The 16,612-nt window shown below is 72.4% G+C and carries 11 protein-coding genes and 1 tRNA gene; 2 read left to right on the plus strand and 10 right to left on the minus strand.

Annotated features, from left to right (window positions below; all coding sequences use genetic code 11):
• Nucleotides 1-132: 132 nt before the first annotated feature.
• The 10 genes from CCL05_RS20360 to CCL05_RS20405 form a co-directional block, all read right to left on the minus strand.
• Nucleotides 133-1,479 (minus strand): vWA domain-containing protein, encoded by a 1,347-nt coding sequence (locus tag CCL05_RS20360; protein ID WP_086561919.1) that lies wholly within the window; start codon nucleotides 1,477-1,479, stop codon nucleotides 133-135.
• Between the two features lie 101 nt (nucleotides 1,480-1,580).
• Entirely contained in the window at nucleotides 1,581-3,044 is a 1,464-nt protein-coding gene (locus CCL05_RS20365; protein WP_086561920.1) for a PP2C family protein-serine/threonine phosphatase, read from the minus strand.
• 3 nt (nucleotides 3,045-3,047) lie between these two features.
• Complete coding sequence (locus CCL05_RS20370) at nucleotides 3,048-5,708, minus strand: serine/threonine-protein kinase (RefSeq protein WP_425275930.1); 2,661 nt, start codon at nucleotides 5,706-5,708, stop codon at nucleotides 3,048-3,050.
• Nucleotides 5,709-5,725: 17 nt separating this feature from the next.
• Nucleotides 5,726-7,060 carry a hypothetical protein gene (locus CCL05_RS20375; RefSeq protein WP_086561922.1) on the minus strand — a complete coding sequence of 445 codons (1,335 nt, stop codon included), beginning with the start codon at nucleotides 7,058-7,060 and terminating at the stop codon, nucleotides 5,726-5,728.
• A gap of 48 nt (nucleotides 7,061-7,108) precedes the next feature.
• Nucleotides 7,109-8,146 (minus strand): glutamate ABC transporter substrate-binding protein, encoded by a 1,038-nt coding sequence (locus tag CCL05_RS20380; protein WP_167409590.1) that lies wholly within the window; start codon nucleotides 8,144-8,146, stop codon nucleotides 7,109-7,111.
• 29 nt (nucleotides 8,147-8,175) lie between these two features.
• Nucleotides 8,176-9,612 (minus strand): hypothetical protein, encoded by a 1,437-nt coding sequence (locus CCL05_RS20385; RefSeq protein ID WP_086561928.1) that lies wholly within the window; start codon nucleotides 9,610-9,612, stop codon nucleotides 8,176-8,178.
• Nucleotides 9,613-9,939: 327 nt separating this feature from the next.
• A complete protein-coding gene (locus CCL05_RS20390; protein WP_086561924.1) occupies nucleotides 9,940-11,349 on the minus strand; it encodes a Cys-Gln thioester bond-forming surface protein in 1,410 nt (469 codons plus the stop codon).
• 280 nt (nucleotides 11,350-11,629) lie between these two features.
• Nucleotides 11,630-12,106: a single-stranded DNA-binding protein gene (locus CCL05_RS20395; RefSeq protein WP_086561925.1), complete on the minus strand. Its 477-nt coding sequence runs from the start codon at nucleotides 12,104-12,106 to the stop codon at nucleotides 11,630-11,632.
• Between the two features lie 241 nt (nucleotides 12,107-12,347).
• On the minus strand, nucleotides 12,348-14,258 hold the full coding sequence (locus tag CCL05_RS20400) for a YfjP family GTPase (RefSeq protein ID WP_086561926.1): 1,911 nt from the start codon (nucleotides 14,256-14,258) through the stop codon (nucleotides 12,348-12,350).
• Nucleotides 14,259-14,261: 3 nt separating this feature from the next.
• A complete protein-coding gene (locus tag CCL05_RS20405) occupies nucleotides 14,262-15,869 on the minus strand; it encodes a dynamin family protein (protein ID WP_086561927.1) in 1,608 nt (535 codons plus the stop codon).
• Between the two features lie 320 nt (nucleotides 15,870-16,189).
• On the opposite strand from CCL05_RS20405, the gene CCL05_RS20410 reads away from it, so the two are divergent.
• Together CCL05_RS20410 and CCL05_RS45605 are read left to right on the plus strand one after the other, a co-directional pair.
• Nucleotides 16,190-16,262: transfer RNA gene (locus tag CCL05_RS20410), tRNA-Arg, on the plus strand.
• A 155-nt stretch (nucleotides 16,263-16,417) separates the two neighbouring features.
• A partial coding sequence (locus CCL05_RS45605; protein WP_208641574.1) for a hypothetical protein occupies nucleotides 16,418-16,612 on the plus strand: 195 nt, incomplete at its 3' end.

Below are 16,612 nucleotides of genomic sequence, written 5' to 3' on the forward strand. Positions count from 1 at the left end.
GCGGGGGAGGAGGCGGAGGCACGGCACCCGCCATGCGGTGACCGCAGACCTCGCACCAGTCGTCGGAACCCGACTGGTGTCCGTTCGGGCAGGTCGGCATGTCGGCGCGTCCCTCCTTCGATTCCTTCTAGGTCACTTCTTCACGCGAACAGTCTTGGTGGACCGGGTCTCGAGCGTCATCTCGTCGGCCTCTTCGACCTTCGCCTTCAGTCGCACAGTACCGGTCGCGGCGTCGACCACGTCCACCACCTTCGCAAGCAGTTTCGCAGTATCGGCGTTGCCGGAGGCACTCGCGAGCTGAACGGCCCGGCCCAGTTTGGCCGTTGCTCCGTCTATATCTCCCGACTTGCGAAGGTCCAGCCCTTGTTGGATGACTTGCGCCAGTTCTGCCTGCCCGGTGTAGTGGGCGACCTGGGGGTTGATCGACGTCGAGGCGACCATGTCGTCCGTCCACACGGCACGGACCAGGCCCTGCGCGCCGAGGTTCTGGACGGTGCCGTCGGGCTGCGGAACGACCAGCGAGATCCGGGCCGCCAGCATCTCCTGCCCGATGTTCGCGACCGGGACCTCGACGCAGACGTGGTAGTCACGGGACTCGTCTCCCCAGGAACCCAGGGGATAGTCGCCGGCACGCGGGCCCGCCTCGGTGCGCCGGCCGGTCAGGTCCTCGACCGTGGGCGCGACCTGCTTGACGAACTTCACAGTGGTGTCGACCGGGGTCCACAGCCGCAGGGAGACGTCCGCGACCTCCTTGCCCATCGCCGTCTCCATCATCTGCGTGAAGTCGGCGGCCAGCCCGGCCGGGTCGGCGACGATGTCGGCGGTGCCGAGCAAGGCGGAGGCGATCCCTGTGACTTCTTTCACTTCCCAGTCGGTGCCCACGCCGCGCGCGTCACAGGTGAAGCGCCCCGCGCACGCGTCGAGCGCGGCCTTCAGATCCTGGGGCGCCTCGTGTTCGTTGCGGCCGTCGGTGAGCAGGATGCCGTGCCGGATGGCCACGTCCGCGGAGGAGAGCAGGCGGTCGGCCAGTTTCAGCCAGGTGCCGATGGCCGTGCCGCCGCCCGCGCTGAGCGAGCGCAGCGCCTGTTTGGCCTGCTCGCGGGTGGTGGCGTCGGCGACCGCGAGGCGACCGCCGCCCGGGTAGACCTCCTTGGCCACGTGCGTCCCGCCGATCACGGCGAAGTGCACGCCGTCGCGCAGGGTGTCGATCGCGGCGGCCGTGGCGTCTCGGGCGTTGCGCATCTTGGTCGCCGGGTAGTCCATCGACCCGGAGCAGTCCGCCATGATCGCCACGGCCGCGGACGGGCCCTGGCCGGGCGAGAAGAGGTGGGGCGCCGAGACCGCGCTGCCGATCGTGCCGCCGCCGGTCGCCGTCACCGTGACGATGGCGTTGACCTCGCCGGCGCCCTCCGGCAGGTACTCGTTCTGATAGACGTCCACCGAGAACTGGGGCACGTTCGACTTCGAGAAATTGGCCATGCCTGCTTCGATCCCCCTCGAAAGCCCCCGCCTTCAGCGGGGGGATGACGGTGGGCGGACCGGTCCCCTCCGGTCCGCTGAGGCGTCCCCGTGAAGCGGCCTCAGGCCGATCCTGCCCCCTGGGAGACCGCCGGGAACGGCACGAGGGCCACTGTTACGTTGTCGTGGCCCCCGCCGTCCAGGGCGTGGCCGACGAGCACCCGGGCGCTGTGCAGCGGATGCGCGGCCGCGTCGAGCGGCACGACCCTGGCCATCTCGTCGGCCGCCTCCGCGTAGTTCCACAGGCCGTCCGTGCAGACCACGACCACGCCGGGGCGGTCGGGCTTGAACGCGGCGGTGTGCGGTTCCAGTTCGTAGGCGTCCGCGCCGAGCCAGCCGGTGATCGCGTGGGCGCGCTCGTCGGCGTAGGCCTCGGCCTCGCTCATCAGACCCGCGGCGACCATCTGCGCCGCCCACGAGTCGTCCTCGGTGAGCCGGGCGGGGGGTGCGCTCCGGTCGACCGGGACCCAGTAGGCGCGGCTGTCGCCGACCCAGCCGACGATCAGCAGGCCGGAAGTGACGACGGCGCCGACGATGGTGCACGCGGGCGCGTTCTGGTGCGGGGCGTGTTCGCGGGCCGTGGCGGGTTCCGCGGCGAGCGAGTTGACCGCGCGCGAGGCGGCGATGATCGCGTCGTGCATCGCCTGCTGCGGGTGCGTGCCGCGGGGCAGGGCGGCCAGCAGTGTCTCGCTCGCCGCCTTCGACGCCGCCATCGAGGCGTCGTCGGGGCGGGTCGCCGAGGAGACGCCGTCGCAGACGATCGCCACGGAGGCGGGTGAGCCGTCCGGCAGCGCCGTGCTGCCGATGGCGAACGCGTCCTCGTTGCGGTGGTGGCGCAGGCCGCGGTCGCTGACCGCGGCCACCGGGCCGGACTCCTGCTCCATGTGGTCCCGTTCGCGCGGCTGGGCGTGGCCGCAGTTCTCGCAGTAGCCGTCGTCGTCCACGCGGCCGGCCCGGCAGGCCACGCAGACCTTGCCGCCGGCGCCCGCGGCCTGCGCCGCCGGGTCGGCGGACACCCGTGGGTCCGGTGCCTGGAGGAGGTACTCGTCGGGCTGCTGCGCCTGGTGGGTCTCGGACGGTGCCGGATATTCCTCGGGCTGTGGTGCGTGGCCGCCGGGCGGCGCGGGGTGGTGGCCCTCGGCCTGGGGCGGGTTGTCGAAGCGGACGCCTGCGGCCGGGGCCGGCGGGGCCGCGAGCGGCGGGGGCGCGTCCGGGGGCAGCGCGGAGCCGCCCGAGTCCGTGCCCGGGAGGTCCGCCGGCGGGTGCGCCGCCTGCGATCCGCCCGCGCCGTCCGGCCCGGGGGCGGGCCAGGGGGCGCCCGTGGGCGGCACCGACGGCGGCTCGGGATACCCACCGGTCGGAGCGCCCTGCGCGGGCACCGAGCCGTTCATGGTGATGGTCGGGTTGTCCTGAGGCCGTACCGGCACGGCGGACAGGTCATATCCGCACGCGCCGCAGAAACGGTCACCCGATTCGAGGGGTTCCTCGCAACTCGGGCAGGCGGACAACTGGGGCATCTGCGACATCAACTACACCCACGTCCGGGGGCGGTAACGATTGGCACGTTCCACCAGGTCGATCCTCTCCTCGCCGCCGCGCGCCAGCCGGGCCAGCGTGCGATACGAGCGTTCCAGGCCGAAACGCAGGCCCCGCTCGTCCAGGCCGCTGCCGAGCAGCGTCCGTCCTCCGGCGGCGGGAGGGGCGGAACCCTGGCCCCCGGAGAGTACCCAGTCCAGCGCGCAGCCGAGGACTTCGGCCGACAACTGCTCGCGGCGCGCCGGGTCCAGACCGTACGCGTCCAGGGCCTCGACCTGCGCCGCGGCGGCCGTGAGGTCCTCCAGGAACGGTACGTCGGTGGCGGCCGGCGTGCGCTGCCGCAGCCGCGCCCGGACGGCGGCCACGCGCGCGGCCGTGTAGTGGATGGAGGACTCCGGGACCGACTCCAGCGTCCGCACGGCGCTGCGCCGGTCGCCGGTCGCCAACTGCACGCGCGCGAGCCCGAAGGCGGAGCTCACATAGCTCGGGTCGGTCGACCACACCAGCCGGTAGTACTCGGCGGCGTTGTCGAGCTGGCCCAGTACCTCCGCGCACAGGCCCAGCGCCAGCTTGGGCGCGATCTCGCCGGGGAAGGCGTCGTAGATCGCGTCGAAGGCGAGCGCGGCGCCCTCGTCGTCGCCCGTCACCAGCGCGGCCACGCCCCGGTACCAGACCACCCGCCAGTCGTCGGGCCGCTCCCCCTCCAGCGTGACCAGCGCCGCCAGCGCGGCGGCCGGATCGCCGGTCTCCAGCCAGGCCCGGATCTGCCGCAGCCGCGTCTCGATCGAGGGGGCCGGAGCCGCCGCGAGGGCGCCGAGCAGCTCGGCCGGGGCGGAGGTCATCAGGCCCGCCAGGAAGCCGGCGTTGGGGTCGGACGGGTCGACGCGCGGGACGGGCAGGGCGAGGGCGGCGGCGCGGGTGTCGACGGGCTTGACGAGGCCGTGGGGACCGGGCAGGCCCGCCCCTGGCGCGGCTCCTCGGGGCCCGGCGTTGAGCTGGGCGGCGTGAGGTTGGGAGGGGACGGCGGGCAGCGCCGCCGCAGTCGCGGAGTTGCGCCGTTTCCGCACCACCCTCGCCCCCAGCCGGGACACCTCACCGTCCAGCTTCGGGAACAACTCCGTGTCCGTGACCCGCAGCTCCGGCCCGAACAGCGTGGAGAGGGCGGGGCGGGCACGGCCCGTCTGGAGGGAGACGACCTCCCGTAGGACGCCCGTCAGCTGCTCGGTCATCTCCTGGGCGGAGGCGAACCGGCGGGCCGGGTCGGGGTCCGTGGCACGGACCAGGAGGCGGTAGAACGACTCGTACTGCCGGAACACCTCGATGTTGTCCGGGTCGGGCAGGGAGTCGACGTAGACGTTCGTGTAGCCCTGGAAGTCGAACGTGAGGACCGCGAGCGTGCGGGCGACGGTGTAGAGGTCGCTCGCCACCGACGGGCCGGCTTCGGCCACCTCCGGCGCCTGGTACCCGACCGTGCCGTAGATGGCCGACTCCTCGTCGTCCATCCTGCGCACCGCGCCCATGTCGATCAGCTTGAGCTGGTCCTCGGTCTGGATCGCGTTGTCGACCTTGAAGTCGCAGTACAGCAGGTTGCGGCTGTGCAGATGGCCGAGCGCCTCCAGGGCCTCCAGGCCGTACGCGCAGGCCTGCTCCACCGGCAGCGGGTCGCGCCTGCCGTGCGAGGTGCGGCGGGCGTTGGCGATCTCCTTCAGCGACTTGCCGCCGACGTACTCCATGACGATGTAGCCGTCGAGGGAGCCCGTGCGCTGGTCCAGGTGCTCGACGAAGTTGTAGATCCGCACGATGTTGGCGTGCTCGATCTCCGCGAGGAAGCGCCGCTCGGAGATCGCCGCGGCCATCGCGTCCTGGTCGCCGGTGTCCAGCAGGCCCTTGAGGACCACCCAGCGGTCGGAGACCGCCCGGTCGACGGCCAGGTAGATCCAGCCCAGTCCGCCGTGCGCGAGGCAGCCGACCACCTCGTACTGGCCGTGCACGACGTCCCCGGCCTTCAGCTTCGGCACGAACGAGTACGGATGGCCGCACTTGGTGCAGAAGCCCTCCGTGCGTCCCGGCCGGTCGCCGCGCGCACGGCCCACCTGGGCGCCGCAGTCCGAGCGCGAGCAGAACCGCTTCCGCTCGGGCACTTCGGGGTTGTCCAGGACCATTTCGCGCGGGTCGGGCCGCGGGATCGGCGGGACCTGGACCAGTCCCGCGCCCAGCCGGCCCCGGGAGGAGGAACCGGCGGCGGAACCGGAGCTGCGCACCGACACCGAGCGGCCCGTCGCCTTGCCCGACAGGGAGCGCGAGAGACGCCCCGACACCGAGCGGCGGGACTTCGACGACTGGGACGACGTACGGGAACTGCGGCTGCTCGTGCGGGAACTGCCGCTGCGCCCCGAGCGCCCCGAGCCGCGTGAGCCGCCCTTGCCGCCGGCGGTGATGCCGGTCGGGGGCGACCCGACCATCCCGTTCGCTGCCACGACCGGGGCGAGGCCGCAGGTGTCGCAGTACAGTTCGCCGCCGCCCACGTCCTCGTAGCTGCCGCCGCAGGCAGGGCGCTGGCAGGTGCGCTGCGGCGCGCCCTGTCCTCCGCCCGGTGCTTGGCCCGGTGACTGGCTCGGCGGCTCGTTCGGCGGCTGGTTCGGTGCCTGACTCACGGACTCCCCCTTGTCGCTCATGCGCCCGGCCCCCTCCGGTCGTCCTCCGGCACGCCCTGGTCCGGCACCCGCGGGCCGCCGAGCAGTTCCGCCGCGGCCTGCTGGTAGCGCAGCACGGCCTGTTCGGCGGCACGCAGGTCGCAGGGGGCGCTCCACAGCATGCGCCGGGCCTTCTCGTACCGCTCCACCAGCAGCGAGTCCTCGGCGAAGCCGTGCCGGGCGACTTTCGCCTTGTACGCGTCGAGCCGGCCGCGCAGTTCGGCGCGGACCGCCAGGGGTGCGGTGACCGCGGTCAACGACTCGCGGGCGCGCAGCAGTTCGTCCTCCGCCTTCTGCTCCAGCGACTCCAGGAGCGGGGACAGGCGGTGCCACTGGGCCTGTCTGCGGTACTCCGCGGCCGCCGCCAGCTGCTCCTGCAGCGCGGTCGGCGGTCCGCTGACGACCGGCACCTCCGTCGCCGCGATCTTCGCGAGGACCTCGCCGCGGGCGGTGCGCGCCTCGGCGAGCGTACGGTCCGCGCGGCTGAGGACATCGCGCAGTCTGACGATCCGCTTCTCGGCGTCCTGCCGTACCGTCAGCACCGCGTCGATCTCCCGGCGTACGTCCTCCAGGGCGCGCGCCTCCCGGTCGTACACCGTCGTGTCCGGCCTGCCGCCGCCCGGAGCCGAACTGCCCTCCGCGGCCAGCCAGAACGCCAGCGGGTCCGAGACCACCTGCTCGCGCAGCTTGGTGAGTATGCGGGTGATGCGCTCCAGGTCGTCGCCCGCCGGGTGCTCGCCGGGGCGCACGCCGACCGAGTGCGCGAGCCGGCGGGTGCGCTGGAGCTCGGCCGCCAGCAGGTCGATCCGGGCCGGCAGCGCCGACCAGACTGCGTCGGCCGCGACGACCATGTCCAGGCTCGTCGCGTACAGCTCGTTCATCCGGTCGACGAGGGTGGCGAGCGAGTAGCGTTCGCTGAGTTTGTTCCCCGTGCCGTGCAGCGTCGGGGCATTGGCCGTCGCCGTGGCGCTGCCCGCGACCGTGACCGACTCGCCGTTCAGCAGCTCCGTCAGCTCCACCAGGTCCTCGCGGCTGGACCAGCGGCGGCGGGAGCGGATCTCCCGGGCGGTGCGCAAGGCGTCCGTGTACGCGTCGAAGTACGTCCACAGCAGCGTGATCGACGCCTCCGTGGACGTCCAGCGCTCCTGGGTGACGCCGGTGAGTTCGGCGCCCTCCAGCAGTCTGCGGCCCGCGTGGTCCTGGAGGGCGAGGAGCGAGGTCTCGATCGCCTCGTGCTCCGCGCCGAGCCGCGCCAGCGCACGGTCCACCTCGTCCCGGTCCATCACCGGCCCGGTGGATCCCGTGACGCCCATCGATCACCTCTCGCTGCGGTTGTGCCGGCCCGGGGGTCGGTGCGGTGGTCAGGTCGTGCGCAGGTACTGCGGTGCCGGTGGTTCCGACTTCTCCGAAACCTTGCCCAGTGTCGCCGACAGCCATTTGTCGTACGACGCCTGCCAGCCGGTCGCGGTGTCCTTGCGGTAGTCCACCAGGATCTGGTTGACCCGGCGTACCAGATCGTCGGCGTCCTTCTTCATCGCCACGCCGTAGTACTCGGCAGTGAAGGCATCGCCCTTGAGCTCGACCGTCGGATCCTGTGCCGCCTGGCTCGCGGCGAGCGCGCCGTCGGTGACCACCGCGTCGGCCTCGCCGAGCTGGAGCCTGACCAGGCAGTCGAGTTGGTTCGGGACGGTGTCGGAGATGTCGGTGGAGGCGGGGAGTTTGCCGCTCTTCTTGTCCGCTTCCAGCGTGGAGTACGCCGTGGAGCCCGTGGCCGTGCAGACCCTCTTGCCGGCGAGCGTGTCGTCGTAGCCCTTGATGGGCGAGGACTTGGGAGCCAGGACCTGCTGTCCCGTCTTGAAGTACGGCGCGGAGAAGGCGACGTCCTCGATGCGCTCGCAGTTGATCGTCATCGTGCGGACGACCATGTCCACGTCGCCGTCCTTGATCGCCGGGATGCGCTGGTTGGTGGGAATCGCCTTGAACTGGACCGCGTTCCGGTCGCCGAGTATGTCCTCGGCGATGCGGTGGACCAGGTCGATGTCGAAGCCCTCCAGCTCCGCGGACTTGCCGCTGTTGGGGTTGCGGTAACCCCAGCGGTAGCTGTTCTGGTCGACGCCGACGATCAGCTTGCGCTTCCCGCCCTTGCGGTTCTTGATGTCCTGGATGGTGTCGCCGTCGGCGGAGGAGGGCGGCAGGGTCTGCTTCTCGGGGGCCTCGCAGTCCTCGTCCGCCTTCTCCGCCTTGATCCGGGCCGACTGGGCAACGGCCTGATCGTCCACGGTCCTTGGTCCGGACAGCGGGACGCATAGGGCGAAGACGGCCACCAGGGCGCAGACGACCGCCATCGCGGCCACCCCGCCCCAGCCCCTCAGACTGGCCCGCAGACGTCGTGCTCGCATGGTCGCGCCCCCTTTCACCCGTGTCCGGTTCATCGGTACTCCGACAGCCTGCGGCCGATGCCGAGGATCGCGCCCACGGCGCCCAGCACAGCGAGGACGGCCGCGCCCGCGGACAGGCCCGTCAGGGCGTCCCGGCCGTCATCGGCCGCACGCTTGAACTCGGTTTCCTCGTGTGCCAGTGCCGTGCGCAGGTTCTCGTCGACGCTGTCGAAGCACTCGCCGGTCGTCTTCCCCGTGCCGATGACCTTGTCCAGCGCCTGCTGGTAGTTGCCGTTCTCGTCCTGCCCTCGGGCCGCGGTGTGGCGCTTCTTCCACTCCGTCATGTTGCCCACGGCGGCGGTGACGGGCTGTTCGCCCGATGTGTCGTCGGCGAGCTCCTGGGCGTCCGCCAGGTACTTGCCGAGGGCGGCGATGTCCGTGCGGAAGTCGTAGTCGTAGGCGTCGTAGGTGTCTTCGCCGACCTTCTTCGTCTCGGCGCCGCGGGCCACCAGCGTCAGGTTCTCGTTGCCCCGTGCCTTGAGGGAGGCGATACGGGCGTCGTGCAGCACGTTCAGGGAGCGGACGCCGTGGTCGTAGGAGTCGTTCAGGCCCGCGCGGGCGAGGCTGTGGCCGACGACCAGCCAGAGGAGGACGACGGTCGCGGTGGCCGTGGCGGCGACCAGGCCGTGGTTCAGGACGCGGTTCGTGCGCTGGTAGTTGCGGTGCTGGGCCCAGGCGAGGGCCGCCAGGGCGAGGACGCCCAGGGCGATGGCGGCCCAGGGGTAGGGCGTGGCGTCCGCGTAGTCCGCGCGCAGGCGCTGGTTCTCCTTCTTGTACAGCTCCTCCGCTGCCGGGAGCATCTGCTGTTGCATCTTCTCGTTGGCGTAGCGGAGGTAGGCGCCGCCGACCGGGAAGCCCTGGCGGTTGTAGGTGCGGGCTCGTTCGACCAGGCCCTTGTACTCCGGGAGGAGTCTGTTGAGCTTGGCGATGGTCGCCGCGGACGGGGAGTCCGGGTCCGAGTTGGCGGCGGCGTTGACGAGTTTCTCCGCGGCCGTGCGGATGTCCTTCTCGTAGCGGTCGCGCGAGGCGGCCGACTCCTGGCCGCCGGCCAGGAAGCCGCTGGATGCGGCGGTGTTGGCGTCCGCGAGGGAGCGGTAGATGTCGGCCGCGTCCGAGCTGAGGGGCTGACTGCTGGTGAGGACGTCGTCGGCCGCTGCCGCGCGGTCGGTCATCTGCCAGGCGGTCACGGCGCCGAAGGCGACGACGAGGAGCGCGAGGAGGGCACCGATGATCCGGAGACGGCCGGGCTCCGTGGTGGCGGCGGCGCGGAGCCGGTCCAGTCCCTCGGCGAAGGCGGTACGGCGGGGCTGGGGTTCCGTACGGCCGTGCGGAGCCTGGGCCGGTTGCGGCTGGGCCGGTACGGCCGGGAGGGTGGGCAGGCCCGGGTCTGTTGTCGGTGGTGTGCTGCTCGTCGGCAGGTGTGTCACTGTGACCTCCCCCGTGGTCATCCGTCGCCGCAAGTATCCCTTCCGGCACTGACATCCGCACCGCCCTTGCCACGATCTTGATCTGATCGCAGCGCGAGGCACCACCCCTTGCCCAGAAACACGTCGGGGGGATCGGTTCGGTTCCCGCCGGACACGCACGCGGCTACTCCACGTAGCGACGAAACCCTTGCACCTTGCAGCAGCCGGCCGCCTCGCCCCAGCAGCACGGCCGACTCCATCAGCCGACGCCCTGCGCCCCGCCGCTGGAAGCGGCCGGCCCACCACCACGGGTCGGTGTGAGAACCGGCGTCGGCGGGCCGGTCCGGCTCAGCCCCCCGTCGGAGTCTCCTTGCGGCGGAGCACGATCAGGGTCGTTCCGCCGATCAGGACCAGGGTGATGGCGATGCCGGCGATGAGGGGGGTGACGCTCGAGCCGCCGGTTTCGGCGAGGTTGGTGTCCGTCGCCGTGCCGCCCACCGAGGCCGGGCTCGGTTCGCTGAGGGTCTGGGTGGCCGTGCCCGTCCCGCTGCCCTGGACCTGGCAGTCCAGCATGCCGGTGAAGCGCTGGGTGAAGCCGCCCGGGCCGTGGATCGTGAAGTCGTACGCCTGGTCCTCCTGGAGCGGGACCGTCACCGTTCGGGACTCGCCCGCGGCGATGGTGTGCTCAAGGCCCGCCAGTTCGAAGGTGAACGGCTCGTCCCCCTTGTTGGAGGCGATGATGTCCACGCCGCCCTCGGCGCAGTTCTTCGCCGCCGACAGGGCCGGGACCGCGCCCTTCTCCGCCCAGGTCGCCCCCGCCGTCGCCGACACCGTCGACTCGCTGGAACCGGCCAGGATCTGCGTCTGGCTCCGGCTCTCCGAGGCGAAGGCACGGCCGACCGGCACGGTCGTCGAGGCCTGCACGGTCAGTTCCGCCGTGCCGGCCGCCGCGTCCTCGGGCACCTCGAAGAACACCTGTCCGCCGTCGGACGTGGACGTGACGGCCTTGCCCTGCTTGTCGACGATCCGGACCCCGCTCGTGGCGGCGTCCGCCGGCGGGCTCACCGTCACGCTGCCGGCGTTGGTGTGCACCGTCACCGGGCCCAGCCGCTCCCCCGGCCGGCCGGACACCGCCGGCGGATCGAGGGTGAGCGAGGCCCGGGGCTCGGGCTGGTTCCCGGCGTGCTTCTCCAGGTAGTCCGCGAGCTGCTCGGCCTGCGGGTCGAGGGCGTCGACCGCCACGTCGTCCGAGTACCGCCAGATCGCCACCTGCGTGCCGGCCGCTGCGTCCTGCTCGGTCAGCGCACCGCGGACGCCCGCCTTCCGTGCCAGCGCCGCGAGGTCGTTCACCTGCGGGTAGGAGTTCTGCAGGATCCAGCGGATCCGGCCGGCGTCCTTGTTGGCCCCCAGGGACGTGCCGCTCCAGGGCGTCTCGTGGTACTCGGCGTCCCGCTGCGTCGGATTGTGCAGGTCGACGCAGTACGTCTGGAGCATGCCGCCGCCCTCGACGGACATCTCGAACAGGCCCGCCGACACCTGCTGGTCCCCGGTGGCGCCGTGTATCACCGCGGTGCCGTACGTCTTCAGCCCGCCTATCGTCGCGGTCGCTCCGCCCTGACTCCGCGTCGTCTCCTCGGCGGTCGCCTGACCGGCTCCGGCCAGCACACCCGCGGCCACGACCCCGGACACGAGCGTCGCGGCACCGAGGCGGGCAGCCCCTCGCCTGCGTACGAACACCGCAGAGAACGAAGCAAACACCAAATTCCCCTTCGAGCAGGACCCGTCGATGTGGGGGGTACGGTCCCACCAGCAGAATCACAGGCCCCACGGGCCGCAAGAGCCCCCAGAGCCATGCCCGGCATCCTAGGTAAGCGCCGGACACCGCTCGCCGGTGAGACGGTCGGACGAGTGATCCGACTCGGAATCGTTATCGCCAAGACCCCTTGTGAGCAGGGCTTATCGACAAGTCCACCCCTGATTTTCCGGTGCGCACTCGCCGATAAGCCGCAGTTCGGGCAGGGCAGGCGGGTGATTGACGTCACGTCAATACGGCAGGTTCCGGGGGCTGTTGAGCGGGAGTGTCGGCCGGTTCCGATGAACCCGCCTGCGGTGTCTCCCAGTTGGGCTCCGACTGCGTGGGTGCCGGGGCCGTCTCCGATTTGCCTCCGCGGCGGAACGCCGAGGTGCCCCACGCCAGGTCGTGTCCGATCGCCACCGCGTCGATGTCCGCCGACGTCCAGCTCTGCCCCTCGCGCACGTCGGTCCGTACCTTCAGCCTGCCCTGGACGATCACGGGCTCGCCGACCGTCAGCGACGCCGCCGTGTTCGTGGCGAGCTGGCGGTTGGCCCACACCGTGAAGAAGTTGGTGTGCCCGTCCGTCCACATGTTCTTCTCGCGGTCCCAGTAGCGCGCGGTCACCGCCAGCCGGAACCTCGCCGACGGGCCGGACGCCATCTCCCGGTACACCGGCTGCGTCGCCACCCTGCCGACCGCGCAGACCATCGTCTCGTTCATCGCGAACCCCTCCCTCGCCCGGCCATCGACACCGGGCCGACATGCGTACGGGCCCGTCCCGTACGGCTGCGTCTGCCAGACTGCCGCCGCCGGGCCGAGCCCGCTGAGCGCTGTGGATCACCGCCCGCCTGTGGACAACGCCGTCACCCGGGCGGGTGACGGCGAGCTGTAAGTGACGCCGGGCGACGTCCGCGGCCCGTCACAACCGCCACGCCCCGGAGTCACCGTCCCGGACCATGCGTCATCTCCGCGTCCCCACCACCCTCCCGTACTGCTCCCGAACCTCCCGGTACCGCAGCAGCTCCGCCGCCACCGGATCCAGTACACGGGCCCTCCCGCACCCGGCCGCCGCCTCTCGCAACCGGCGTTCCGCCTCCAGCCCGTAGCGGCGGGCCGGCCCCCGCGCCGCCATCCGGCAGCTCCACTCGATGAGCGGGCCGCCGACGATGCCGATCACCATCAGCAGCACCGGCACGCCCAGGTTCGGCGACATGACGCCGACGATCTGGCCCAGCAACCACAGGCCGCCCAGAAACTGAAGGATCGTCATGGACGCCTGGGACAGCACGGCCACCGGCCACCATCCCGGCCGCGGCGGCCGCCCCGTCGGCACTCCCGCGCGCACGCTCAGCTCGTCCAGCGCCTCGGGCAGCCCCTTGGAGCCGCGGACGGCCGCCTCACGCACCGCCTGCGCCCAGGGCGCGGGCAGGCCCGCCGAGGCCCGGTCGGCCACCGTCCGTACGGCCTGCTCGACCCGCTGCCGGGCGGTGGCCTCCTCGTCGGCCTGCGTGCGCGAGGGGAGCCGCCCCGTGGTGGGTTCGCCGCGGTCCTGGTACCAGCGCCACAACCGCAGCCAGGGCGTGCCGCAGGCACGGTTGGCGTTGCGCAGCCACGCGCGTTCGGCGGCCTCGCCCGCCGCCGTGGCGCCCACGGCGTCCGCGAGCCGGTCCGCGAACTCCTCCCGGGCCTGTTCGCTGAGCCCGGTCCGCCGCTGCGTGGCGTAGACGGGCCACAGCCGCGCCGCCGCGATGTCCACGTCGGCCGAGATACGGCGGGCCGGCGCCGTGCGCTCCGCGACGAACTGGCCGAGCACCTCGCGCAGTTCACCGACGCCGTCCCCGGTGAGCGCGGACAGCGCGAGCACGGCCGTACCCGGTTCGCCGTGCTCCCCGAGGGCGATGCCGTCCTCGTCGAGGAGCCGCCGCAGATCGTCGAGGACCTGCTCGGCGGCCTCCCCGGGCAGCCGGTCGACCTGGTTGAGGACGACGAACATGACCTCCGCGTGGGCCGCCATCGGCCGCAGATAGCGCTCGTGGAGGACGGCGTCGGCGTACTTCTCCGGGTCGACGACCCAGATGACCGCGTCGACGAGCCCCAGGATGCGGTCCACGTGCTCGCGGTGCTGTACGGCCGCGGAGTCGTGGTCGGGCAGGTCGACGAGGACGAGTCCGTGCAGCTGGGACTCCCCGTCCCCGGTCGGCAGCGGACGCCGGCGCAGCCGGGGCGGGATGCCGAGCCGTTCGATGAGGCTCGCGGCCCCGTCGCTCCAGCTGCACGCGATGGGCGCTGCGGTGGTGGGGCGGCGTACGCCCGTCTCCGAGATGGCCACTCCGGCGAGCGCGTTGAACAGCTGCGACTTGCCGCTGCCCGTGGCGCCCGCGATGGCGACGACGGTGTGCTGCCCGGAGAGCCTGCGCCGCGCGGACGCCTCGTCGAGCACCCGGCCCGCCTCCGCCAGCGTCCGGCTGTCGAGCCGGGTGCGGGAGAGTCCCACCAGTTCGCGCAGGGCCTCCAGCCGGGAGCGCAGCGGCCCGTCGTACACCAGCGGGGACGCCGTCGGCGGGGCGGCCGGGCGGCTGTCCAGCACGGCGTAATGGTGTACTCCGGTGGACTCGTCGACCCGCCGTGCGATGAGCCCGTCGTCCCAGGTGCCCTGGGTGCTTGCGGAGCCCGGGGTGCTTGCGGAGCCCGTGGAGCCCGTACGGGCGGAGGAGTCTCCGTCCGGCACGCGCGCGTGGGCGCCGTCCGTGCTCTCGCCCTCGGAGGCGTTCTCGGGGACCTTCGCCGACGTGTTCTCGGCAGTTGCCGCCTTGTCCGCGTCGCCCGGCTGGTCGGCACGCTCGGTGTGGTCCTGGTCAGTGACGGCGGTCACCGGTCACCTCTCCTTCTGCAGTACGGACAGAGCGGCGATGAGTTCGGCCTGGGGCTCCGGGTGGACGTCGAGGGCGTCGAGCGGGGCGAGCCGGCGCTCGCGTTCGACGTGCAGGACCCGGTCGACGTGCTCGGCGAGCAGCCGTCCGGCGCGGTCGCGCAGCCGCAACGCCCCGTGGGCGCCGATCCTCTCGGCGAGCCCCTCCCCGGCCATCCGGCCCCTGCGGCCGCCCAGCAGGGAGGTGGCGACCAGGGCGGCGACCAGCTCGGGGTCGGGCGAGATGTTCCGGTCGAGCTCGCGCACCTCGTCCTCGGCGTACTCCTCGAGCTCCCGCCGCCATCGTCGTACGGCGAGACCGATCCGGTGCTCGGCGCTCTCCGCGGCGGGTTCGCGGTCGGCGAGCCCGGGTGCGGCCGCCGCGGGTTCGCGCCGCCAGGCGTCGTCGATGCGCTCGTCGGCGGCGGTGACGGCGCACAGCAGCAGCGCGCTCAGGCTCTCCACGAGCGCGTCGAGGAGTTCCCCGGCGGTGCAGTCCAGGGGGAAGGCGCGCCACCGCTTGAGGGCGTCTCCCGCGAGCACCGCCCCGGCCTGCAACCGGCCCCGCACGCGCGTGTGCTCGCTGTCGTACGCCCCGTCGACGGCGGCGGTGAGCCGCAGTGCGGCGGCGTACTGTGCGGCGGCGGCGCCGGCCAGCTCGGGCATCCGGGACTTGAGGGAGTCGAGGACCCCGCGCGCGGTGCGGGCCATGACCTGCTGCCGGGCCGCCGGGTCCTGGGCCTGGTGGACCAGCCACGTGCGCAGCTGAGCCACGGCGCTGGCCGGCAGGAGACCGCCGCCCCAGGCCGACTCGGGCAGTTCGGGCACGGTGAACCGCGGCACCTGCCCGAGTCCGGCCTTGGTGAGCAGGGCCGCGTACTGCCGCGACACCTCGGCGACCACCTGGTGGGGCACCCTGTCCAGGACGGTGACGAGGGTGACGTCGTACTCCTTGGCGGTGCGCAGCATGTGCCAGGGCACGGCGTCGGCGTAGCGGGCGGCCGTGGTGACCATGATCCAGATGTCGGCCGCGCAGATGAGCTCGGCGGCCAGGACGCGGTTGTCGGAGACCAGGGAGTCGATGTCGGGGGCGTCGAGGAGGGCGAGGCCGGGCGCCAGCGTTTCGGCGGTCTCGACCCGCAGCACGCGCGCGGGGTCCTCGCCCGGGAGCAGCAGGTCCTCCGTGGCGTCCTGCTGGGGCACCCACACGCGTGTGAGATCGGGCAGCACCCGCATGCCGCTGAACCAGTGATGATCCTCGGGATGGCAGACCAGCACGGGCGTCCGTGTCGTCGGCCGCAGCACCCCGGCCTCGCTGACCCGCCGCCCCACGAGGGAGTTCACCAGCGTGGACTTCCCGGCTCCGGTGGAGCCCCCCACGACGGCGAGAAGTGGCGCTTCGGGGTCTCTCAGCCGGGGCACCAAGTAGTCGTCGAGCTGGGCGAGCAGTTCGTCGCGGCTGGCACGCGCGCGTGGGGCCCCCGCCAGGGGCAGCGGGAAGCGTGCGGCGGCGACACGGTCGCGCAGGGCGGAGAGTGCGTCGAGCAGCTGAGGCCTTACGTCCAAGGTCACCACATGTGAAGAATGCCCAATTTTAGGGGAATTCTGAAGCATATGAGCATGTCTGCGCGCCGATAGGACACAAGGGATGGAAGGGACTACTGGGGCACGGGCCCACTCCAGGCATAACGAGTGCACAACACCCGATGCCTCTGACGCCAAAAGCGGTGCACGATTCGTACCTGCCTGCGATTATCAGGACCGCTTCACCGAACCTCCACATCGAGCCACGGAGGCGAAGCAACAGGGACAAGGACGCGGGAGCCCTATCCTTGTCCCCGGCAACGTCACGGATCGGCCCACACCAGGGCACCACGACAGAGGCCACCACACCGGCCCCCGTAGCTCAGTGGATAGAGCAGGCGCCTTCTAAGCGCTTGGCCGCAGGTTCGAGTCCTGCCGGGGGCGCAAGTCTCCGCCCTCCCTTTGGGGAGGGCTTTTTGCTGGTCAGGGTGAGTGTCAGCCGACATGGAGAGGCCCCGGGCGCTCGACTCCAGGACTGTCCGGCTGTCACCGAAATTTCGACGAAGTCGTTTCGTCCTGTCCGTAGGGCGGTCGCGCCCTTGGCGACCGTCGTACTGGCCGCGGTCGCGGCACAGCTCGCGGCGTCCGGCGGCCCGTTCGCCGCGCCGACCGCCGAGCCGGCGCGCCCGGTGGCCGGCTCGGCGACCACTCTCGTCGGCCGCTTGGCCATACGCAGCGCTGCGGCCCCGCCCGGAGGGCCTGGCGAGCTCCGGCTCTCGGCCCACCCCCACCGC

It is taken from the genome of Streptomyces africanus (assembly GCF_002150735.1).
GTDB classification, from domain to species: Bacteria; Actinomycetota; Actinomycetes; order Streptomycetales; family Streptomycetaceae; genus Streptomyces; species Streptomyces africanus.

Bases quoted from the DNA above. Each gene is read 5' to 3' on its own strand.
- CCL05_RS20375 (WP_086561922.1), bottom strand. From the start codon at position 7,060: ATGGGCGTCACGGGATCCACCGGGCCGGTGATGGACCGGGACGAGGTG.
- CCL05_RS20395 (WP_086561925.1), bottom strand. From the start codon at position 12,106: ATGAACGAGACGATGGTCTGCGCGGTCGGCAGGGTGGCGACGCAGCCG.
- CCL05_RS20380 (WP_167409590.1), bottom strand. From the start codon at position 8,146: ATGCGAGCACGACGTCTGCGGGCCAGTCTGAGGGGCTGGGGCGGGGTG.
- CCL05_RS20365 (WP_086561920.1), bottom strand. From the start codon at position 3,044: ATGTCGCAGATGCCCCAGTTGTCCGCCTGCCCGAGTTGCGAGGAACCC.
- CCL05_RS20360 (WP_086561919.1), bottom strand. From the start codon at position 1,479: ATGGCCAATTTCTCGAAGTCGAACGTGCCCCAGTTCTCGGTGGACGTC.